18 protein-coding genes are annotated in these 21,180 nt (G+C 39.5%); 17 read left to right on the forward strand and 1 reads right to left on the reverse strand.

The genetic code is table 11. The annotated features are described in order from the left end of the window. Positions 1–42 precede the first annotated feature (42 nt). Entirely contained in the window at positions 43–261 is a 219-nt protein-coding gene (locus tag ONE56_RS00930; RefSeq protein WP_423840087.1) for a hypothetical protein, read from the reverse strand. Between the two features lie 854 nt (positions 262–1,115). On the opposite strand from ONE56_RS00930, the gene ONE56_RS00935 reads away from it, so the two are divergent. From ONE56_RS00935 to ONE56_RS01015, 17 genes are all read left to right on the forward strand, one after another. Beyond that, entirely contained in the window at positions 1,116–1,634 is a 519-nt protein-coding gene (locus ONE56_RS00935; RefSeq protein WP_041156209.1) for a porin family protein, read from the forward strand. A gap of 86 nt (positions 1,635–1,720) precedes the next feature. Further along, positions 1,721–4,432 carry an SLBB domain-containing protein gene (locus ONE56_RS00940; RefSeq protein WP_423840088.1) on the forward strand — a complete coding sequence of 904 codons (2,712 nt, stop codon included), beginning with the start codon at positions 1,721–1,723 and terminating at the stop codon, positions 4,430–4,432. Positions 4,433–4,488: 56 nt separating this feature from the next. Beyond that, positions 4,489–4,872, forward strand: a complete 384-nt coding sequence (locus tag ONE56_RS00945) for a four helix bundle protein (protein WP_423840089.1) — start codon at positions 4,489–4,491, stop codon at positions 4,870–4,872. 125 nt (positions 4,873–4,997) lie between these two features. Further along, entirely contained in the window at positions 4,998–5,978 is a 981-nt protein-coding gene (locus ONE56_RS00950; protein WP_423840090.1) for a Wzz/FepE/Etk N-terminal domain-containing protein, read from the forward strand. 172 nt (positions 5,979–6,150) lie between these two features. Beyond that, positions 6,151–7,275: a non-hydrolyzing UDP-N-acetylglucosamine 2-epimerase gene (wecB, locus tag ONE56_RS00955; RefSeq protein WP_423840091.1), complete on the forward strand. Its 1,125-nt coding sequence runs from the start codon at positions 6,151–6,153 to the stop codon at positions 7,273–7,275. 17 nt (positions 7,276–7,292) lie between these two features. Next, positions 7,293–8,558: a UDP-N-acetyl-D-mannosamine dehydrogenase gene (wecC, locus tag ONE56_RS00960; RefSeq protein ID WP_423840092.1), complete on the forward strand. Its 1,266-nt coding sequence runs from the start codon at positions 7,293–7,295 to the stop codon at positions 8,556–8,558. Between the two features lie 72 nt (positions 8,559–8,630). Further along, positions 8,631–9,764 carry a glycosyltransferase family 4 protein gene (locus tag ONE56_RS00965; RefSeq protein WP_423840093.1) on the forward strand — a complete coding sequence of 378 codons (1,134 nt, stop codon included), beginning with the start codon at positions 8,631–8,633 and terminating at the stop codon, positions 9,762–9,764. Then, positions 9,748–11,166, forward strand: coding sequence for an oligosaccharide flippase family protein (locus tag ONE56_RS00970; RefSeq protein WP_423840094.1), 1,419 nt, complete (start codon positions 9,748–9,750; stop codon positions 11,164–11,166). The genes ONE56_RS00965 and ONE56_RS00970 overlap by 17 nt, the downstream gene beginning before the upstream one ends. After that, positions 11,166–12,806, forward strand: a complete 1,641-nt coding sequence (locus ONE56_RS00975; protein ID WP_423840095.1) for an asparagine synthase-related protein — start codon at positions 11,166–11,168, stop codon at positions 12,804–12,806. Before ONE56_RS00970 ends, ONE56_RS00975 begins: the two co-directional genes overlap by 1 nt. 392 nt (positions 12,807–13,198) lie before the next feature. Then, positions 13,199–13,984: a hypothetical protein gene (locus ONE56_RS00980; RefSeq protein WP_423840096.1), complete on the forward strand. Its 786-nt coding sequence runs from the start codon at positions 13,199–13,201 to the stop codon at positions 13,982–13,984. Beyond that, complete coding sequence (locus tag ONE56_RS00985; RefSeq protein ID WP_423840097.1) at positions 13,981–14,436, forward strand: serine O-acetyltransferase; 456 nt, start codon at positions 13,981–13,983, stop codon at positions 14,434–14,436. Before ONE56_RS00980 ends, ONE56_RS00985 begins: the two co-directional genes overlap by 4 nt. 1 nt (position 14,437) lies before the next feature. Continuing rightward, positions 14,438–15,574 (forward strand): glycosyltransferase family 4 protein, encoded by a 1,137-nt coding sequence (locus tag ONE56_RS00990; RefSeq protein WP_423840098.1) that lies wholly within the window; start codon positions 14,438–14,440, stop codon positions 15,572–15,574. Between the two features lie 275 nt (positions 15,575–15,849). Beyond that, entirely contained in the window at positions 15,850–17,382 is a 1,533-nt protein-coding gene (locus ONE56_RS00995; protein WP_423840099.1) for a heparinase II/III family protein, read from the forward strand. Further along, on the forward strand, positions 17,382–18,641 hold the full coding sequence (locus ONE56_RS01000; RefSeq protein ID WP_423840100.1) for a glycosyltransferase family 4 protein: 1,260 nt from the start codon (positions 17,382–17,384) through the stop codon (positions 18,639–18,641). Before ONE56_RS00995 ends, ONE56_RS01000 begins: the two co-directional genes overlap by 1 nt. Beyond that, positions 18,625–19,236, forward strand: coding sequence for a sugar transferase (locus tag ONE56_RS01005; protein WP_423840101.1), 612 nt, complete (start codon positions 18,625–18,627; stop codon positions 19,234–19,236). The genes ONE56_RS01000 and ONE56_RS01005 overlap by 17 nt, the downstream gene beginning before the upstream one ends. Next, entirely contained in the window at positions 19,229–19,861 is a 633-nt protein-coding gene (locus tag ONE56_RS01010) for an acetyltransferase (protein ID WP_423840102.1), read from the forward strand. The genes ONE56_RS01005 and ONE56_RS01010 overlap by 8 nt, the downstream gene beginning before the upstream one ends. 32 nt (positions 19,862–19,893) lie before the next feature. Continuing rightward, positions 19,894–21,069 (forward strand): DegT/DnrJ/EryC1/StrS family aminotransferase, encoded by a 1,176-nt coding sequence (locus tag ONE56_RS01015; RefSeq protein ID WP_423840103.1) that lies wholly within the window; start codon positions 19,894–19,896, stop codon positions 21,067–21,069. Positions 21,070–21,180: the final 111 nt, after the last annotated feature.

A 21,180-nucleotide genomic window follows, 5' to 3' on the forward strand; every position in this document is an offset into this window, starting at 1 on the left:
TAAACCAGGGCGATTCTCTAATACAAGCTAAATCTAACAGAATTAGTTAGAAGTAGTAGTAGAAGTAGACGTTGTAGTAGTCGTTGAGTCACTATCAGTTGCTGCTACTGCTATCACTGTTGCTGCCGCTGCTGCACCAACACCAACCGCTACTTCACCATCTGCCATAACTACTGCATCATCAGCGTTACCAGTTTCAGTTGCTGCGAATGCTGTAGAAGCGCTTAGAGCCATAAGAATAGCGAGTGCTGTATTCTTCATTATTATTCCTTAAGTATTTCCGGTATTAAAAACATCGATGTTTGGAACATAAAACTATACTCCAAAGATGATTTTAGATAAAAAATCACCAACATGTAAATAGTTTCTTATGCTTTTTGTTGTTTTAGAAAAGAGAAAGGGAAAAAGAAAGGTCTTAGGTTTAAAAGACAGATCCTAGGTTCTAGGGCCCTAGGTCCTAGGAAAAACAAGGAATACAGGAAAAGGTCCTAGGGAGAAAACGGGTCCTAGGTTCTATGGCCGCTTGTTGAAATTATCGTGTTCAACGAAAAAGTTTTTCGCTTGTGGTTTTTGATTACAGAGCGCTCCGCTTCCAGATTACAGAGGAGCAAGCTGTGAATTCTGTATTCCGTAATCCGTAATCTGTTTCCCAAACAACACCCATTATAGTTTCGTTAGTCCAAGGAGTCACCACGAGCACACCTAGGACCTAGCACCTAGGAGCCAAGGACCTTTCTTTATCCCCTAGGACCTTGGTTTAAAGTTAAATTTTAGTAGCAAAAATCTCAATTCTGACACCGCAATGTTTCCTACTCTTGCCGTTTGGTGACGAACAATGCATAATTTGCCAGCTTTTGTGTGACTCATGTCTAAGTATGATTTTTGAGCGAGTCTCACACAAAAGTAAGGCTTAAAAGATCGCCGTTGAAAAACGCGGTGAACTAACGAAAAAATAATAAACCGAATCAATCGGCTAAGCATCAACAAGCAAATAATCAGCGAACAGTGGCTAACGCGTAATGCCGCCGGGCGGTAGCGTGGAAAACGCACAAACTATCATTTGGGACAATACTGCGGGTTAGGCTGCGGTAAGTCGACACTAAGGAACCACTTACGTGATAAATAAACGACCATGGCTAGGGGCGTTGAGTGCAATCAGTTTAGGCTTGTGCTCTTTTTCTGCCTCAGCAGATTTCTATGCTGGCGCATTATTGAGTTACTCAAACGCCGAACTTCAATCTCCTTCCTCTTCTTCTGTAGCAGAAGGCAACCCGTTTCTTCTTCAAGCTCAGGCTGGCTACTTCTTTAACGACTACCTCGCTTTAGAAGGTCGATACGGCACCTCGCTTAAGCGCGACAGTGGCTTGTCGGTTGATCGCCTTGCCAGTGGCTTCGTTAAATTCAATATTCCTGTGTCTGGTCGCGTTGCCCTTTACGGTTTGGCAGGGTATTCGAGCATCGAAATCGATCAAAAAGGCATCGGCTCCGATACTGGCCAAGGTGCGAGCTTTGGTGTGGGCGTACATTACGCGATGGACAAACACAGTGCAGTGGTCTTCGAGTTTGTTGACTACAGCGCAGAAGACGACGTTCGCCTCAACGGTCTATCACTCGGATTCCAACACCGATTTTAATCAAAGCCCCGAGTGCTCAGCCTAATCCATACGCCGAGAACTTGGTCTCTAAGATTTTATTCACTCTTTACTGACAGCGGATTACCATGCTTAAAGGATATTTCTCCATTGCCGTTTGTGTATTGGCAAGTCTGTTTGCGCCATACACCTTGGCGCAAAACCCAACCCCAGAACAGCTTAAAATGTTTCAAAGCTTACCTGCCGCGCAACAGCAAGCATTGGCAAGTAAGTATGGCATTACCCTGCCTTCTGGCTCGTCACAGTCGACCAGTTATGAGAACCCTAAAGTGGTTGAGCAGCGTCCGGAAGCGACGAATGCTAGTGCTGCGGACAGTGACCAGTTTGACTGGTTGAAGCCCGAAGAAGATCAAGATCTCAAGCGTTTCGGCCTTGATTTATTTGCTGGTTCTCCAACCACATTTGCGCCGATCAGTGATGTTCCCGTACCTGCCGATTACACCATTGGCGCAGGGGATGAACTGGTTATTCAGTTGTTTGGTAAAGAAAACACCACGCATCGCTTACGCGTGAATCGTGCCGGCATCATTAACTTTCCGTCGCTAGGCCCGGTACAAGTGGCTGGCATGACCTTCTCTGAAGTGCGTGATTCGCTAAACCAACGTGTACAAGAGCAAATGATCGGTGTACGCAGTGATATCTCACTGGGTGAAATGCGCACCATGCAAGTGTTTGTGATGGGGGATGCTTACAAGCCAGGTGCTTACACCGTGAGTGCCTTGTCGACGATTTCTCAAGCGATCTACTACAGTGGTGGTTTTAGCGACAGCGGTGCGCTGCGTAATATCGAGCTAAAACGTAATGGTCAAGTAATTCGTAAGCTAGACATGTACGACCTGTTGCTCAAGGGTGATGCGCGTAACGACGTTCGTTTGTTACCTGGCGATGTGGTGTTTATTGGCTCGGTAGCCCAAACGGTTTCTGTGGATGGCGAAGTGAACCGCCCTGCAATTTATGAAGTGAAACCCGGTGAAACCTACAAACAGCTGATTCAAATGGCGGGTGGTTTTACCGCTAACGCCTTCTTTGAACAAATCGATATTAAACGTTACGGCATCGAAGGCGTTCGCGAAGCGTTAACTCTGAACTTTGTCAACCCTCAAGACCAGCAAGTGAAAGTCAAAGTAGGTGATGAAGTTAATGTACTGAAGAAAAGTGAAGAGTTAACCCGTTATGTACAAATCGAAGGTGATGTGCGTCACCCTGGGTTTGTGGAATGGAAGAGCGGCGTGCGCGTTGCGGATCTGTTCCAATCGGTCGATTCTTCATTTAACTCGACCGCAGACGTCAGTTACGCCGTGATCGTGCGTGAAATTAATTCACAACGCGATATCGAGACCTTTCAGGTTAACCTAGCCAATGCGATTCTCTCACCAAACAGCAGCGACAACATTCAACTGCAATCGCGTGACCGTGTTTTAGTCTTTAACCGTTTTAACAATGAAGATTTGGACAATCTTGCCGAACAAGATACGGTAGCCAAAGCAAAAACCTTAGAAGAGGCACAAGCACAAGCTGAGATGGATCAATTGAGAGAGCAAGAAATGCGTAGTACTTCGGTGGCTATCTCTCCTTCTCAAAATGGTTTGTCGAACGGTACTAACAACACAAGTGCAAATCAGGCCGAAAAACAGCAAAAGATCATCTTCCGCGGTAAAGAAATTACCCAAGAAGAGTTTGATGCTATGAAGCAAAATACCCGTCAAACGTTACTTGCTCCAGTGCTTTTACAGCTTCAGCAGCAGTCTAAACTAGGCCTTGCACCACAAATCGCTGAAGTATTCGGTGAAGTAAAACACCCTGGTCGCTACCCAATCACACCGCGAATGACAGTCTCTAGCTTATTGGAGGCAGCTGGTGGTTTGACCTACAACGCATTTACCATCAACGCAGAGTTGGCCCGTACCGTCATCAATAACGTTGACGAACGTGCATCGATTAACGTCGAGCGCATTGATTTACGTAAAGCGATTCAAGGTAGCACGGCAGATGATGCGATCATTGTCGGCCGCGACCGCTTGAACGTATTGGAAAAACCAAGTGTGAAGCTGCAAAGCACCGTCACGCTACAAGGCGAAGTGCGCTTCCCAGGTACGTACACCGTTAGCCAAGGTGAAACATTAGGTGAACTGCTAGAACGCGCGGGTGGCCTAACTGAATTTGCTCATCCACAAGGTGCGATCTTCACTCGCGAAGCGCTGCGCTTACAAGAGCAAAAACTGCTTAACCAATACGCTGCTGACATGCGCGCAGAAACAGCGAAGAAAACCTTCCGTGCCGACAGCAACATGAGCTCAGTGATTTCTGACCCAGACAAGACGCTGAAGTTTGTTGAAGAAGCCAGTCGCAGCAAGGCGTTAGGCCGTATGGTGGTGCAGCTAAACCGCATCTTAGACAACGAGCGTTCTGCCGACTTTATGTTGGAAGATGGTGACTTCTTATTTGTGCCGACCTTCCGCAACACCGTTTCTATTATGGGTGAAGTTCAGGTGCCCATTACTTACTTGCGCGACGAAAAGTTGGATGTGAATGATTACCTCAACAAAGCAGGCGGCGCGAAGAAACAAGCCGACGAAGACCGCATCTTTGTGGTGCGTGCTGATGGCTCGGTATACAAACCAACATCAGGCTACTGGTTCGGTAACAACGACGACGAGCTGAAAGCAGGCGATACTATCGTTGTGCCAATCGACACCGATTACCGCGACGCGCTTAGCACCTGGACAGCCGCAACCCAGATCCTATACCAAACTGGTGTAGCGATTAATGCGTTGAAATAAGGGAGGTCCTAGGCTCCTAGGTTCTAGGGGCTAGGAAAAATCAATATAGGAAGTGGATGATGCGACAACTTGCTTTTGAAAAACTAGATGTTTGGAAACGCAGTTGTCGCCTTTCTTGCGAAGTGTATAAACAACTAGAACCTTGCAAGAACTTCGGGTTTAAAGATCAACTATCCCGAAGCGCACTTTCGATAGCATCTAATATTGCAGAAGGTGAAGAGCGAGAAACAGCAAACGAGTCAGCGAGATTTCTATACATCGCAAAAGGCTCCGCTGGAGAAGCAATCACCCAACTTTACGTCGGAATAGAAGCAGGCTTTATAGAAAAACAAAAAGGCCTAGCACTCATCAACGAAACCAAAGAAATCTCCGCAATGTTAGCCGCCCTAATCAGACGCAGAAAAGGCTCAGTAAGAGAACCAAAAGCACAATACGAATAATTGAACTCAGGGTGTTTCCTAGAACTCTAGGCTCCTGATTCTAAAACTTTTAACCCAATCCTACCTCTAGCTCCTAGCTTAACCTCTAGGACCTAGGACCTAGGACCCTAGGACCTAAACAATCCATGGAACCAAACAAACCTCAACATCACGAGTACTTACCATACCCACCTCAACCTTCAGCGCCCGCCGACGACGAAATCGATCTCCGCGAACTCTTCGCTGCAATCTGGAAAGGTAAGTGGATCATCATAGCAACGACTTTTGTTTTTGCAGTAGGCTCCGTACTTTACGCTCTTAGCTTACCGAATATTTACAAAGCCGATGCTTTACTAGCTCCTGCTGAAAGCTCCAATGGTGGCGGTTTGGCCAAAATGGCAGGCCAGCTTGGTGGCTTGGCAGCTTTAGCGGGCGTTAACCTTGGCGGAGGAGAGTCTTCCCAAACTGATCTCGCGGTGCAAGTGATGAAATCACGCCAATTTGTTGATGCATTTATCAAAAAGCATGATTTACTCGTACCACTAATGGCAGCCAAAGATTGGGACTTGGCCAGCAACCAGCTAATTTTAGACGAAGAAATCTATGACCCAAGTAATGGCGAATGGCTACGTGAGCCAGACGGTTTGCGAGGTGCTACTCCAACGGCACAAGAAGCATTTAAAGTATTCAAGAAAGATATTTTAAGCGTTAACTCTGATCCTGAAACAGGGTTATACACAGTATCCGTCAAACATTATTCGCCGTATGTCGCTCAACAATGGGTGAATTGGTTGATCGAAGATATCAATAAGATTATGCGTGAGCGTACCATTGCAGAAAGTTCGCAAAATCTTGAGTACTTAAATACTCAATTACAAAAAACAGCTGTTGCCGATATGCAAAGCACTTTTTATAGCTTAATTGAAGAACAAACCAAAAGCTTAATGCTTGCTGAAGTGCAAGAAGAGTTTGTTTTTAAAGTTGTCGACCCTTCGGTAGTACCGGAAATAAAAGACGGACCCAAGAGAGCATTAATTTGTGTGTTGGGGACATTACTTGGCGGAATGTTAGGTGTTGCGTTTGTTCTTGTGCTTTTTGCGTTTAGCAAAGAGTCTAATCTAGATTAGACTATTGAGGATGTTTTATAGACTTCTCTCAAACCGAGCAGTTATAAGGGATAGTTGTTTTTATGCGATCACATTTTTAAAATGTAATGTTTCTGTCAAGTAAAAACCGGAAGGCACATTTATACATAAACACAATTTGGAAAATATATAATTTTTAATATTAGGCTAGAAGATGTCAAAAAAGAAAGTACTTACCGTTTTTGGTACCAGACCCGAAGCTATCAAAATGGCTCCATTAGTTCATGCTTTAGCATCGGATGAGAGCTTTGAAGCAAGATGTTGTGTCACAGCTCAGCATCGTGAAATGCTTGATCAAGTTCTTGATCTGTTTGAGATCACGCCTGATTATGACTTGAACTTGATGAAAGCGGGTCAGACATTAAATGATGTAACCGCTAAAATCATCCAAGAACTAAAACCAGTGTTAGAAGATTTTAAACCGGATGCTATACTTGTTCACGGTGATACTGCAACAACATTTGCAGCGAGTCTTGCAGCTTATTACGAACAGATCTCTGTCGGACATGTTGAAGCGGGTCTTCGCACCGGTAATATCCACTCGCCTTGGCCGGAAGAAGCTAATCGTCGTTTGACGGGCGTGTTGACTAAATATCATTTTGCGCCAACAGAAACCTCAAAGCAGAATCTTCTCAAAGAAAACTTTGAACCAAGTGATATTACAGTGACAGGTAATACCGTCATTGACGCGTTACTCATGGTGAAAGATAAAATTGAGCATGATGAAGATCTCAAGCGGACACTCGCTTCACAGTTCCCATTTTTAGATGAACAAAAGAAACTAATTTTAGTTACAGGGCATCGACGTGAGAGTTTTGGTGGTGGATTTGAGCGTATCTGTGAAGCTTTAGCCATAACGGCAAAAGCGCACCCAGAGACGCAAATATTATATCCGATGCACCTAAATCCAAATGTGCGTGAACCTGTAAATCGTATCTTAGGTGGAATAGATAATATTCATCTCATCGAGCCACAACAATACCTTCCATTTATCTATTTAATGATGCGCTCAAACATCATTCTTACTGATTCTGGTGGTATTCAAGAAGAAGCGCCATCTTTAGGTAAGCCAGTCTTAGTTATGCGAGATACTACAGAACGCCCAGAAGCGGTTGAAGCTGGCACGGTTAAGTTAGTTGGTACTGATGTTAATCAAATAGTCTGCAGTTTAAATGAATTACTCAATGACGCAGATGCATACCAAAAGATGAGTTATGCACATAACCCTTATGGGGATGGTAAAGCGTGCAAGAGAATTTTAGAAGAATTAGCCAAATAAGAATTTAGGAATTAAATATGTCATTCGAAACTATATCAGTCATTGGATTAGGTTATATAGGCTTGCCAACAGCTGCTATGTTTGCTTCGCGCAAAAAGAAGGTCATTGGTGTTGATGTTAACCAACATGCAGTAGATACCATTAACCAAGGTAAAATTCATATCGTAGAGCCAGATCTAGATATGATTGTTCACTCTGCTGTAACTGAAGGCTATTTAAAGGCTGTAACTAAAGCAGAGCCTGCAGATGCATTCCTAATTGCAGTACCTACGCCATTTTTGCCATGTGAAGAGGGGCAAGTTCCTGAGCCTGACTTACGCTATATCGAATCGGCTTGTAAGGGCATAGCACCAGTATTGAAAAAAGGTGATTTAGTCATTTTAGAATCAACTTCACCTGTTGGCGCGACAGAACAAGTCGCAGAATGGTTGGCTAGCGCACGCCAAGATTTATCTTTCCCGCAAAATGCAGGTATTGAAGCTGATGTAAATGTTGCACATTGTCCCGAACGTGTACTGCCTGGTCATGTTGTACGTGAACTAGTTGAAAATGACCGCGTTATTGGTGGTATGTCTACACGTTGTTCTGAGCGTTCTGCTGAGCTTTATAAAACCTTTGTACAAGGTGATTGTGTAATTACTAATGCACGTACTGCAGAAATGGCAAAGTTAACAGAAAACAGTTGTCGAGACGTACAAATTGCGTTTGCAAATGAATTGTCTGTTATTTGTGATAAACTTGATATCAATGTGTGGGAGCTTATTAGTTTAGCTAATCGTCATCCTCGTATTAATATATTGCAACCGGGCCCTGGCGTCGGTGGCCACTGTATTGCGGTCGACCCTTGGTTCATTGTTTCTAAAACTCCTGATGAAGCTCAATTGATCCACACTGCACGTAAAGTCAATGATGAGAAACCTTCATGGGTTATTAATAAAGTCAAGTTAGCCATTGCTGACTATTTGCAATCTAATCCAACTAAAACAGCTAAAGATGTGACGATTACTTGTTACGGTTTAGCTTTTAAGCCTAATATTGATGATTTACGTGAAAGTCCGGCTCTGAGTATTACAAAGCAAATTGCAGGAATGCATTCTGGGAGAGTAATGGCCGTGGAGCCGAATATAAATACAATTCCTGAATCATTGAAAGGTGTTGAGTTAGTTGAGGTTGATTTTGCGAGAAAAACATCCGATATTCATGTATTTCTTGTTGATCATCAAGAATTTTTAGACGTACCTTGGAATTGTGACTATTACATCGACACAAAAGGTATTCTTTAACAAGAAGTTTCTAATTAAGTGTTAGCTAGGCGTAAAGATGCACGCCTAGCTATCGATCTAGTTATAAGTGATATGAAAAAAATAAATATAGTAGTTCCTGGTTGGCCAAGCGAAGAATCTCCGGGTAGAATGGCTTTTTTCTATGAACAAGTTAAAAACTTAAGTATTTTTGACCCAACTCTTACTATAACGGTATATATTCTAGAAAGAAGGTTGATAGTTGATCCTTTTCGTAAATATAATTATCTAGATCTAGATCTTAATATAGAGGTTATAGTTTTTCCATATTATGAATTTCCTAAAATACGTTCGATTAATAGGTTTCTCAATGAAATTGCGTCAAGAAAATTCAAAAAAATTATTCAAAAAAATGATATAGGTTATAAAAATAAAGTAATACATGCTCATTTTATAGACTCGTTAATGATGATTTCTAATATATCATTGGACTACAATATTATTTGGACGGAGCATGCTTCAAATTTTGAACTTTATATAAAAAAACATAAATTCAAGCGTGTGCAAAAAGAAGTTAAAAAAGTTAAGCAGTGTATATTTGTTAGTGAGCCTTTAAAGCAGTTTGTTACAGAAAGGTTGTTAATAGAGGACATTAATACAGTTGTAATTCCAAATGGAGTTGATACAGAAGTTCTTAACTATAAAGAAAATCATTTTAAACCGAGAAACTTTTTATTTATTGGACACTTAAATTATAGAAAGGGGATCATGAATGCTATTAAAGGCTTTAAAAGTGCTAAGTTGAATGATTCAACATTAACAATATATGGTAGTGGAGAACTTGAACTAGAAGCAAAAGCTTTTGTAAATAGTACAGGCTTAAAAAGAAGAGTCAGTTTCAAAGGTCAGCTTGATAATACAACACTCAGAAACACTATCTATAACTATGACTGCTTGATCCTCCCTAGTGAAAGTGAAAGTTTTGGTGTGGTTGTAATTGAAGCTATGGCTTCCGGCCTGGCTACAATTGTAACAAAGTGTGGTGGACCTGAGTACATATTAAATAATGATGCCAGTTTGGGAGTTGTATTAGAAAACAATTCAGCTGAGAATATAGCGAAATCCATAGATTACGTATCAGGAAAAAGTTTCGATCCAAATTATATAAGGAATTATGCTGCGAATCAATATTCTTGGGTAAGTGTTATTAATAAAATTAGTGAAGTATATAGTGTCAATACTCAATAAATATATAGGTTGGAATAGCATTTCAATCATAGTTAAATCATTACCTCAGATAATAATAATGCTTACACTATCAAGAACTTTAAGTTTTGACGAGTTGGGTGTTATATCAATTCTAAGCGTTGTGACTGGTTTCGCAATGATATTCTGTAATCTTGGATTTTCAGCCGCGATTATATATTCAGAGAATCTAGAGATAGTAGTTGAAAATACTTTAAAGTTTATAAATATAATGTCTGGTATTTTGGTTTCTATTTCTATAGTAGTCTTATCAGATGTTATTTCTTCGTTCTATGATTCTGACCTAATTGGATATTACCTCATAATACTGTCACCAATTTTTATGATTAGGGCTTTTTCTATTCATGGAAATGCAATTCTTCAGAAACGACTCGACTTTGATAAGCTTGCTAAAATTGATATTGTCTCAAATTCTATTGCGTTGATTCTTTTCTTCACTTCGAGCTATATTTATAATGGATTAATTAGCTTTGTTGTTTTTAATATTACGCTAACGGTAATCTATACATGGATGACGATAAGAATCTCATCTTCTTATTCTTTTAATCTAATAAATATAGACATAAAACAATCGCTTCCTAGTATAAAATATGGCATGTATATTTCTGGTGAAAACCTATTAACTCATTTTTCATCTAACTTTGATGTCTTGATTATAGGTAAAGTCTTAGGGACTCATGTTTCTGGTCCATATTCTTATATAAAAGAAATATTATTAAAGCCCGCGTTACAAGTTATAAATGCAGTAGTAAATAGGTTGCTATTTCCGCTACTTTGTAAAGTAAGAAATTCTAATGATCTATTAAGAAGCACATATGTCTTTTGTAGTAGAGCAACCACGTTAATTAACACATTTATTTATCTTTTATTGTTTGTTTTCTCAGAGTATTTTGTTACTACAATATTTTCAAATGATTGGTCTCAATATTCACATTTGTTTTCTATTATCAGTTTATACGTACTATGTCTTTCAATAATCAACCCGATGGGAAGTCTGGTAAAAGCAACTGGGTATGTAAAACGATCTTTTATTTGGAATATTTTTAATTTAATTCTTAGAACTTCATTTGTATTTGTTTCTGTTATTGTCTTTAAAGAACTTGAATCGGTGGCCTATTCACTTTTATTCGCTTCGATAATTTTACTATTTTTACACATAGTCTTATTTCTTAAGCCAATATTAAGAGTTTCGATCACTGACTGGCTTATATTTATGGCTGACATTCTAATTGTATTTTTTGTCACTTTAACTATGTCAGCTAAAATAAGGCCAGATTTATCTAGTTGTATGATGGAAATTTCTTTATATTGGTTATTGTTGGGGTGTGGAGTGGTTCTTATTAGGATTATCAAGGAATCTAGGACCATTACGGAGTATTTATAATGCAGATTGTTTATAAACATGGAAATTTAGATGTTAACTTTATTGGTGGAAACCAGTGGTCTCGTACAGATAAATTAATTAACGAAGTACATTACTACTTGGTAGGTGATATATACTCTTTTAATGGCAAACATGTCTCTAACTCTGAATTTTTAGAACTTTGTTATAATAGAGATAATGAGGACTTTTTCCGTTTAGTTGATGGTTATTATATACTTTTTGAAATAAAGAAAGGAAAGGTAAAGGTAATATCTGACCGCTACGCTCTACTGCCACTTTATTATTATTCTTGCGCGGATATTATGATTTGTTCAACAGACTTTTATTCATTAACTAATACATTAAAGAGCGAGAATTTAGATTTAACACTCAATAATAGTGCTATCAAATTTTATCTATCACATAATTCATTTCCATATGATCATACGCTTTATACAGATGTTAAAAGAATAAATCCTTCTTCAATTATAGAAATTAACCAATTGGGAGAGGTTAGTAAAAGATGTTATTGGAGTTGGAGATTGATTGAGAAAAAAACAATCAACTTTGACGAAGCTATTGATAAACTGCATACATTACTCCAGTCTTCTATGCAAAAGCGTTTCTCCCCTAGAGATAAGGTCTCTGTAACATTAAGCGGTGGTTTGGACTCTCGATTACTGCTTGCATTAGCAGATGAGATGGATTTGGAGATCGAATGTTTCACATTTGGTACTATAGAAAGTCCTGATGTTGTTATCGCTAAGAAGTGTTGTGAGAAGCTAAATGTTAGACATAAGGTCATAGAGATAAACGAAAGAAACTGGTTTTTGGATAGAGAGGATGCGGTAATTAGAACTGGTGGCATGGCAAACATATTACACTTACATGCTGTTCATCCATCAAAGGAAATTGTTAAACATAGTAATGTTGTTTTGAATGGCTTTTTAGGTGATTTAGTTTTAGGCGGAGGTTATCTTAAGAAAGATTTATTTCTCAATATAAATAGTTATTTAAAAACTTTAAAAGGAAAATATGGCGATGACTTGTCATTGATAAATATTAACGACGAATATTATAATGAAAATATCACTGATAGCTATTTTATTCACAATCGTGGAGTAAGGTTCACATCTTTAGGTAGCGATGCGGTATCTGATAAAATTAACAATGTCAAACCATTTTTAGACAACGAACTCTTAGAGTTTGTGTATTCCCTTCCCGATGAATATAGATTCAATGGCAAACTTTATCATGCGATGTTGTTAAAGTATTATCCTGACTTATTTTTAGATATCGAATGGCAAAAGACTGGAACTCCTATATCTTTGAGTGACAGTAAGTTTATAAATATTTATCATCAACTTTTTAAGGTTGGTGTTTCAATCGTTTCCAATAGTAAGTTCAATAAAATAGCTAGAAAAATTTACTCTATTGCTAAGCCAAAGAAAGTAGATAAAATGAAGTCGTTTGTTGACTATAAGTCTTGGGTAAGTTCCGATTTTTTTCAATCTTACAAAAAAGAACTATTGTGTGGTGAAGTTAGCTATTTACAGAATCATGTAGACATCGAAAATATAATTGATGATGAGAATAAACTTCAAGAATTAGGCTGTTTAATTAGCCTTGAGTACTTTTTGAAAAAGGTTGAAAGTTGTTGACTTTAATCACTTTATTCTTATCGGCATTTACTACGTTGTTATGCTTTTGGCAAGATTATAAAGTTAAGCACCCATTTCTTATGATATGGGTGTTCAACTTTTTCTTTTTTTTGCTCCCTACTAGTTTTTTGATTTTTGATAATCACGAATTTTCTCCCAGTGTTATTCAAGTTGGTATTTTATTTTCTGTATTTTGTAACTCTCTCTATATATTTGTTAATGCAGTGTTCCAATTGTCAATAATAAGGAATAATTCATTTATCTCTATAGAAACCATAGGTTCTAAACGTACTCAAAGCATGAGGCGTTTATGTACGATATTATTATTCTTTTTCTTTATTGTTTTTGTTTTACTTTCTTATCCATCTTTTAGAACACTTGATGGTAGTATCATGAAGGTTTTATTTTTGTATGCGGTGATGTTTTTTTCATCTTTCATTATATGCCTAAGCAAGGAAAGGTTTGATTTTTATTTCTTATTGTTGATTTTGGTTATTATATTTGTAACTATAACATTTAAAAGTCGGGGATCTCTTTCTTATAGTTTAATACCTTTGGTATACTTATCAATAATACGTGGCTTAAACTATAAAAAGATAGCTAAATTATTATTACTTTCTATTATATTTGTGTTGTTGATAGTGGTTCTGAAATCTTACCGTTGGCTTTCCTCTGGATCATTCACATTAATAGATATGTTTGATTTATCATTAGATATTTTTAAACTCCTTTTTGTTTCTGGGGATTTCTCCATTGTTAAATACTATTTTTCTTCTATATCTTACTGCATGAATAATGCATGCTATGATTGGTCAATAGTTGATAAGCTATTGGTGTCAAGATTTATTGGGGATTTAGTAATAACACCAGCTTACGCTTTATGGAACATTCTTCAAGGGACTCCTAATGTTGGTGGCTCCCTTCACCTTCTGTCTTATGGGGCTTCCTTCTTTGATGGTGCTTGGTTAGGTGGACTATACTTCATTTTTCTATCATTTGTTCGTATGTTTTCTATTGCTTTTTTAGAAGGTGCATATCGGATATTCTGTATTGGTCCACTATTGTACTTTAGTTTGTTTTTTTCTCGCGGTAGTGTTTACAATGCGATACCAGTAGTTATCCTTTCATTAGGATTGGTTTTTTTACTATCTATATTAATAAGGCGAAATAATAAATGAATGCTATATTTTTATATAGAATATCACATTACCTTTATAGAAAGGGAGTGCCGTTTTTACCTTTAATAGTAAAAAATTTGATATTTCTTATTTTCAATAGCGTTATACCACCATCAACTAGAATCGGGACTGATAGTAAGTTTGCTTATGGTGGTATTGGGGTCGTGTTACATTCTAAGTCTAAGCTTGGCGAAAAAGTTATCATTGGTCAAAATGTAACTGTTGGCAGACAACTAGATCCAAATGGCGTTCCAACTATTGGTAATAATGTCTATATTTCAGCTGGTGCAAGAATTCTAGGTGATATTACTATTGGAGACAATGTGATTATTGGAGCGAATGCGGTAGTAATCAAAGATGTCCCATCTAACTCTATAGTCGCTGGTGTTCCCGCGAAGGTGATAAAATCAGTTGACACAGACATATATAAACTTTTAAAGAATATTTACTAGTATGAAAGTTGCATTTTTTCAGCCATATTTAGCTAATTGGCGTATTGAGTTTTTAGAGTACTTCACTGAGAAATTTAAAGATGGTGAAGTAGTAGTATACGATGGTGGTTTTGGTGGGAAAAATGACACTAAAGCTGTTTCCGGTAACTCTGCAAAATTCAAATTTAAAAAGTTGTTCTCTATTTCTCCTGTTCTGAGATTTAAAGGGCAAGACTATCCCTTTTATTTTTCTCCTTTTTTGTTTATTCATCTTTTTAAGGATAAACCTGACGTGATAATCACGGAAGGTGAGATAAATTTTATAAATAATATATCAATATTTATTTATTGTAAGATTTTTAATAAAAAATATGTTTGGTGGAGTCTTGGTAAGGTCAGAACTAGAAAAAAAAATATTATAAATAAACTACTAGATCCGCTTATAGATTTTTTGTTGAATAACTCTTGTTGTGTCATGGCTAGAAATACACTTGCTAAAAAATATTATATTAATGATAAGGAATTCGATGATAATAGAGTGATTGTTGCGCCCAATAGCATGAATCATCATAAGGAAATTAACGTAAATGTTGAAATTAAATTAGAGCTAGCGGCGTTAAAAAAAGACAGCATAATAATGCTTTATGTAGGTGCTTTGACAAACTTGAAAAGACCTAAAGATCTACTTTTTTCGATAGAATCATTACTTAAACTTAACCCGAGTCTTGATCTTAAATTATGGTTTGTTGGGGATGGACCTGAACGAGAAAAGCTTGAACAGTTAACAAAAGATTTACACCTAAGTAAAAGGGTTAATTTTTTTGGGAAAGTCTTCGATGGCGTAGGGACATATTTTGAGTTGTCTGATTTTGTTGTAGTTCCCGGCTTGGGAGGCCTCGTTATTAATCATGCTATGATTTACGGAAAGCCTGTGGTATCTAGGCTTGCCGATGGTACAGAACTTGATTTAATAGAGGATGGTGTGACCGGATATTTAGTCGATGGCTATGAGATAGATAAGTTAGTAGATAAAATTTCATTAATACTTGATTCTGACTTAGCTACTATGTCCGAAAATTGCCTGAGTAAGGTACGAGAACAATGGAATATTGATATTATGTATGATCGTACATTACAGTGCATAAATTTTAAGTCATGAGCCTCAAACTAAAAGCGCAAACTGCAAAGAACTTGGGTGTTTTAAATTTAGCCAGAGTGGCAATTTACCAACTAGGTGTCCGAAGCGGATTAAACCCAGTTAAGCGTCTCAATCAAGCCTTGATATCGGGGCTTTTATTTCGCCCTTCGCCTGCTTCACTTCAATGCGAATCTAGTCAGCGTTACCAATTTTCCCCATTTGGTTGGAAGCCGAAACGATTAGTAAGTGAATTAAGATGGGCGGAGAGCACATTAACTGGGAAATGCTACTCCAACATGGAGAAACCTTGGTTCTGTTTGTCTGACTTTGATTCTAATGTCGGAGATATTAAAGGGATTTGGGAAGCCTCTAGATTCGACTGGGTGTTAGGTTTAGCGAAGGATTATCTTTGTGGAAGAGAGCAGGCGCTTGATGAGCTGAATGAAACTACTAAAGATTGGCTAAAACACAATTCTCCTTATTTGGGACCGAACTGGAAGTGTGGTCAAGAAGCCTCAATAAGAGTCATGCATATGGCTATGGCTGCTAAATTACTGAATCAAGTTGAAAGTCCTGAAACTGCACTGTTGGCATTTGTTAAAGCTCACTTAAAACGCATTGCTCCGACCATCTCTTATGCCGTTGCCCAAGATAACAACCATGGCACATCGGAAGCTGCAGCCCTATTTGTCGGTGGAAGTTTGCTTGTTTCCAATGGCGATAAAAGCGCTATGCGCTGGCAAAAAATGGGGCGTAAGTGGTTAGAGAATCGAGCAAAACATTTGATCGATTACGATGGAACATTCAGCCAGTATTCAGTTAACTATCACCGAGTTATGCTAGATACATATTCAATGGTGGAGCTATGGAGACGGGAACTTGATCTCAAGGCGTTTAGTCCATCGTTGTATAAAAAAATTGGTTTGGCGACTCAATGGTTATATCAGTTGACTCAAGAAGTAAATGGGGATGCGCCTAATTTAGGTCATAACGATGGCGCAAGGTTGTTACCTTTAACTGACTCTGATTATCGAGACTTTCGCCCAACGGTTCAGCTCGCCTCAGTCCTGTTCTTGCAGTCATCTGCTTGGGGAGAGGCAGGTAGCTATGATGAACCACTTAAACTTCTGGGGTTAAATAAACCACAGCAAGCACTCAACCTACCGAGTTCATTCCATTTTGCGCAAGGGGGATACGCTGGATTAAGAAGCCAAACTGGAGCGTTTGCACTATTCAATTACCCTGTCTTTCGTTTTCGACCTGCTCAAAACGATGCTCTACATGTAGACTTTTGGCTTGGTGGTGTGAACCTGTTAAGAGACGGTGGTACATTTAGTTACAATGCTGGTCAATCATATATCGATTACTATGGTGGGACGCAAAGTCATAACACCGTTCAGTTTGATGAGCATGAGCAAATGCCGCGCTTGAGTAGGTTTCTCTTAGGTGCGTGGCTTAAGGCTGAAAATGTCCATTGGGATGAAGCTCGACAATATTGCAGCGCTAGTTACCGTGACTATTTGGGGTGCAACCATAAAAGAGAGGTTTCTCTTTCGAACAGCACGCTGCGAGTTGTAGATGATATTCAAGGTGTACAGAAAAAAGCGATACTACGTTGGCGCCTGAGTCCGGGGGAATGGATGATAGAAGGCAATCAAATTACTAACCATATTCATTCTATAACGATAAATAGTAATACCGACATTAAACGACTTGAGTTAGTCGAAGGAAAAGAGTCTCGCTATTACTACCAAGAAACTTCCATTCCCGTTTTGGAAATCGAAGTAATGTCAGATAGCAAAATAACGACAGAGTATAATTACAGATAATGAATATTCTTTATTTTCACCAACACTTTTCAACACCTAAAGGCTCTACCGGAATACGTTCATATGAGATGTCAAGGCGCCTTATACATCATGGGCATAATGTCACTATGGTATGTGGCACATATGGTGGTGGAGAGACAAGCTTGGAATCAGAGTTTATTGGTGGCAAACGTGAGGGCGTCTTCGATGGTATCCGCATCATTGAGTTTGATTTGGCGTACTCCAACTCAGATGGTTTTCTTAAAAGAAGTATGACGTTTGTTAAGTTTGCACTCAAAAGTATCGGCTTAGCTTTTACGGAAAAATACGATGTATTGTTTGCGACAACAACGCCTTTAACAGCGGGTATTCCAGGCATTTTTGCACGTTGGTTACGCGGGAAACCTTTTGTATTTGAAGTAAGAGACTTGTGGCCTGAATTACCAAAAGAAATGGGGGTAATTAAAAATCCTGTCATTTTGGGTTTGATGTCTCTATTAGAATGGGCGTCGTATCGCAGTGCCCATCGCTGTATTGGTCTTTCTCCTGGCATTGTCGAGGGAATCAAGAAGCGTGGTGTGCCTGCAGATAGAATAGCGATGGTACCAAATGGTTGTGATCTATCCATCTTTACTCAACCAAGCGAACTGTGGCGACCAGAAGGTGTCTCGCAAGAAGATTTGATGGCGGTTTTCACTGGTACTCATGGCATGGCGAATGGCTTGAATGCTGTCTTAGATACGGCGACAGAGTTACAAAGCCGTGGCCGAAACGATATTAAACTTGTTTTGGTAGGGCAAGGTAAGTTAAAACCGCAACTGGAAGTGAAAGCACAGGAGTTACAGCTCAAAAATGTTATCTTTCATCCTCCAGTCAATAAACAAAAGTTAGCGGGTTTAATGGCAAGTGCAGATATAGGTATGCAGGTTTTAGCTAATATTCCAGCTTTTTATTACGGAACATCGCCAAACAAGTTCTTTGATTACATATCAGCGGGACTGCCCGTTATTAATAATTACCCTGGTTGGCTTGCAGGTATGATTGAAGATTTGCAGTGTGGTTTTGTTGTTGCTCCAGAAAACCCTAAAGCCTTTGCGAACGCGCTAGAGTTGGCTGCAGACGACCGAGAGGCTCTTGTTACGATGGGGGAAGCAGCTCGACACCTTGCTGAAAATCAGTTTGATCGCCAGTTGTTAGCTGATGAATGGGTTCAGTGGGTAGTAGGAAAGACTAATTCAGAGGTGACATCTGCAGGGGTAAGTGATGAAAAGGTTAATTGATTTCTGTGCCTCTTTATGTGCTCTCGTTTTACTTTCACCAATTATCGCATTTGTCGCGTGGAAAATACGTAAGAACCTAGGTACACCCGTATTGTTTCGTCAAACACGTCCGGGTTTGCATGGTAAGCCATTTGAGATGGTTAAGTTTCGTACCATGAAGGACGCTGTTGATGAGCTGGGAAATCCACTTCCTGATTCCGAACGGATGACCCCGTTTGGGGATAAGTTAAGAAATTCAAGCCTAGATGAGCTTCCAGAGTTGTGGAACGTATTGAAAGGAGAGATGAGCTTAGTCGGCCCACGTCCGTTATTGATGCAATACTTACCGCTTTATAGTAAAGAACAAGCAAGGCGCCATGAAGTTAGACCAGGTGTGACCGGGTGGGCACAGATTAATGGACGGAATGCCATCAGTTGGGAAGAAAAATTCAAACTAGATGTGTGGTATGTCGATAATCGTAGCCTGTGGTTAGACATCAAAGTTTTGTTCCTAACCGTTAGAAAAGTGTTTGTGAAGGAAGGAATATCGGCAGATGGCCATGTCACGATAGAACCTTTTAAAGGTCAATCGAAGCAAGGTAAACCCCATGAATAGAACTTGCGCAATTTTAGGAGCTAGTGGTCACGGTAAAGTCGTTGCTGAAATTGCGGAGCTAAATGGCTATACAAGTATTGAGTTTTTCGATGATCGCTGGCCTGAGTTGCAAAATGTCGAACAATGGAAAGTCAAAGGTGATTCCGAAACCTTGTTAAAGGTGGCTTCACGTTTTGATCTGACCGTGATTGCTATCGGCAATAATAAAGTCAGGTTAGAAAAACAGAAGCAATTGAGTATATTTGGCGCTAAATTCTCTGTACTAGAGCATCCTAGGGCCACAATTAGCCCGTATAGTCAGCTCGGTGTTGGCACGGTTGTAATGGCTGGTGCTGTAATCAATCCTTTTGTCCAAGTCGGTGAAGCATGCATTATTAACACTGCTTCAACTATAGACCATGATTGCAGTTTGGCTAATGGTGTGCATGTTAGCCCTGGTTGCAATATCGCTGGGGGAGTAGTGGTCGGCGAGGGGGGCTGGCTCGGTATCGGAAGCCAAGTGAAGCAACTTATTTCCATTGGTACGGGAGTTACAGTCGGTGCTGGAGCAACTGTCGTAAACCATGTACCTGATTTTCAAACTGTTGTAGGTACACCTGCACAGGTAGTAAACAAGTCAAAGTAATATTTTCTGAAAATTTCCATTTAGGTGACATCGTGCTTAATACTCCATTTTCTCCATGGCCTTCTTTTACCCAAGAAGAAGCCGACGCAATTAGTCGTGTACTATTGTCAAACAAAGTTAACTATTGGACAGGTAGCGAATGTCGAGAATTCGAAAAAGAATTTGCTGCATGGGCTGGCTGTGAGCATGCCGTTGCTCTTAGTAACGGAACTCTTGCGCTTGATCTAGCACTTAAGGCGTTAAATGTTGGTGAAGGAGATGAGGTGATTACCACTCCTCGGACTTTTCTGGCTTCAGCATCTTCAATTGTAACTGCTGGCGCTAATCCTGTTTTTGCGGATGTGGATCTTAATAGTCAAGCTATTACCGCAGAGTCGATTGAAGCGGTACTGACGTCCAAAACTAAAGCCGTCATTGTTGTTCACCTTGCTGGTATGCCAGCAGAGATGGATGACATTATGGCGCTTTCAGAAAAACATGGTTTTTATGTTATTGAAGATTGTGCGCAGGCTCATGGCGCAAAATACAAAGGGCGCAGTGTAGGTACAATTGGTCACATTGGAGCTTGGTCGTTCTGTCAAGATAAGATCATGACCACTGGCGGTGAAGGTGGTATGGTGACCACCAATGATAAAGCATTATGGTCAACCATGTGGTCCTACAAAGACCATGGTAAAAGCTTTGATGCGATTTATAACCGCCAGCATCCTCCAGGATTCCGTTGGTTGCACGAGAGTTTTGGTACTAACTGGCGTATGACAGAAATGCAGGCTGTCATTGGTCGTATTCAGTTGACAAAAATGTCTGAATGGACTGAAAAACGTCAATCGAATGCAAAACAAATTGATAAAGTTACTTCTGATCTTAATGTTATTCGAACTGTACATGTTCCTGACTACATTGAACACGCGGAGTACAAACATTATCTATTTGTAGAATCAGAGTTTTTAGCTGATGGTTGGAGTAGAGATCGTATTGTCGATGAGATCGTAGCTGCAGGTGTACCCGCATATCAAGGGAGTTGCTCAGAAGTCTACCTAGAAAAAGCGTTTGACAACACTTCATGGCGCCCAGCAGAGCGATTGAAAAACGCAGTTGAACTTGGGGAAAATAGCTTGATGTTTTTAGTGCACCCAACTTTAACTGAAGCTGAGGTTACAAAAACGACGCGAGTGCTTCGTAGCGTGCTGCTGCAAGCCCAAAAGTAGCAATAGTCACCTCTCTCCCCATTAAAGATTTTTGGCGGCCATAGCACTGCCAATTTTTACTTTTATGAACAAGGTTAGTTGTTGTATGCAAAGTATTTGGTTAAGAAATAA

This window comes from Vibrio mytili (assembly GCF_049563345.1).
GTDB classification, from domain to species: Bacteria; Pseudomonadota; Gammaproteobacteria; order Enterobacterales; family Vibrionaceae; genus Vibrio; species Vibrio mytili.

Bases quoted from the DNA above. Each gene is read 5' to 3' on its own strand.
- ONE56_RS01000 (WP_423840100.1), top strand. From the start codon at position 17,382: ATGAATATTCTTTATTTTCACCAACACTTTTCAACACCTAAAGGCTCT.
- ONE56_RS00940 (WP_423840088.1), top strand. From the start codon at position 1,721: ATGCTTAAAGGATATTTCTCCATTGCCGTTTGTGTATTGGCAAGTCTG.
- ONE56_RS01005 (WP_423840101.1), top strand. From the start codon at position 18,625: ATGAAAAGGTTAATTGATTTCTGTGCCTCTTTATGTGCTCTCGTTTTA.
- ONE56_RS00965 (WP_423840093.1), top strand. From the start codon at position 8,631: ATGAAAAAAATAAATATAGTAGTTCCTGGTTGGCCAAGCGAAGAATCT.
- wecC (WP_423840092.1), top strand. From the start codon at position 7,293: ATGTCATTCGAAACTATATCAGTCATTGGATTAGGTTATATAGGCTTG.
- ONE56_RS00995 (WP_423840099.1), top strand. From the start codon at position 15,850: ATGGAGAAACCTTGGTTCTGTTTGTCTGACTTTGATTCTAATGTCGGA.
- ONE56_RS01010 (WP_423840102.1), top strand. From the start codon at position 19,229: ATGAATAGAACTTGCGCAATTTTAGGAGCTAGTGGTCACGGTAAAGTC.
- wecB (WP_423840091.1), top strand. From the start codon at position 6,151: ATGTCAAAAAAGAAAGTACTTACCGTTTTTGGTACCAGACCCGAAGCT.
- ONE56_RS00945 (WP_423840089.1), top strand. From the start codon at position 4,489: ATGATGCGACAACTTGCTTTTGAAAAACTAGATGTTTGGAAACGCAGT.
- ONE56_RS00990 (WP_423840098.1), top strand. From the start codon at position 14,438: ATGAAAGTTGCATTTTTTCAGCCATATTTAGCTAATTGGCGTATTGAG.
- ONE56_RS00930 (WP_423840087.1), bottom strand. From the start codon at position 261: ATGAAGAATACAGCACTCGCTATTCTTATGGCTCTAAGCGCTTCTACA.
- ONE56_RS00975 (WP_423840095.1), top strand. From the start codon at position 11,166: ATGCAGATTGTTTATAAACATGGAAATTTAGATGTTAACTTTATTGGT.
- ONE56_RS00950 (WP_423840090.1), top strand. From the start codon at position 4,998: ATGGAACCAAACAAACCTCAACATCACGAGTACTTACCATACCCACCT.
- ONE56_RS00985 (WP_423840097.1), top strand. From the start codon at position 13,981: ATGAATGCTATATTTTTATATAGAATATCACATTACCTTTATAGAAAG.
- ONE56_RS00980 (WP_423840096.1), top strand. From the start codon at position 13,199: ATGAAGGTTTTATTTTTGTATGCGGTGATGTTTTTTTCATCTTTCATT.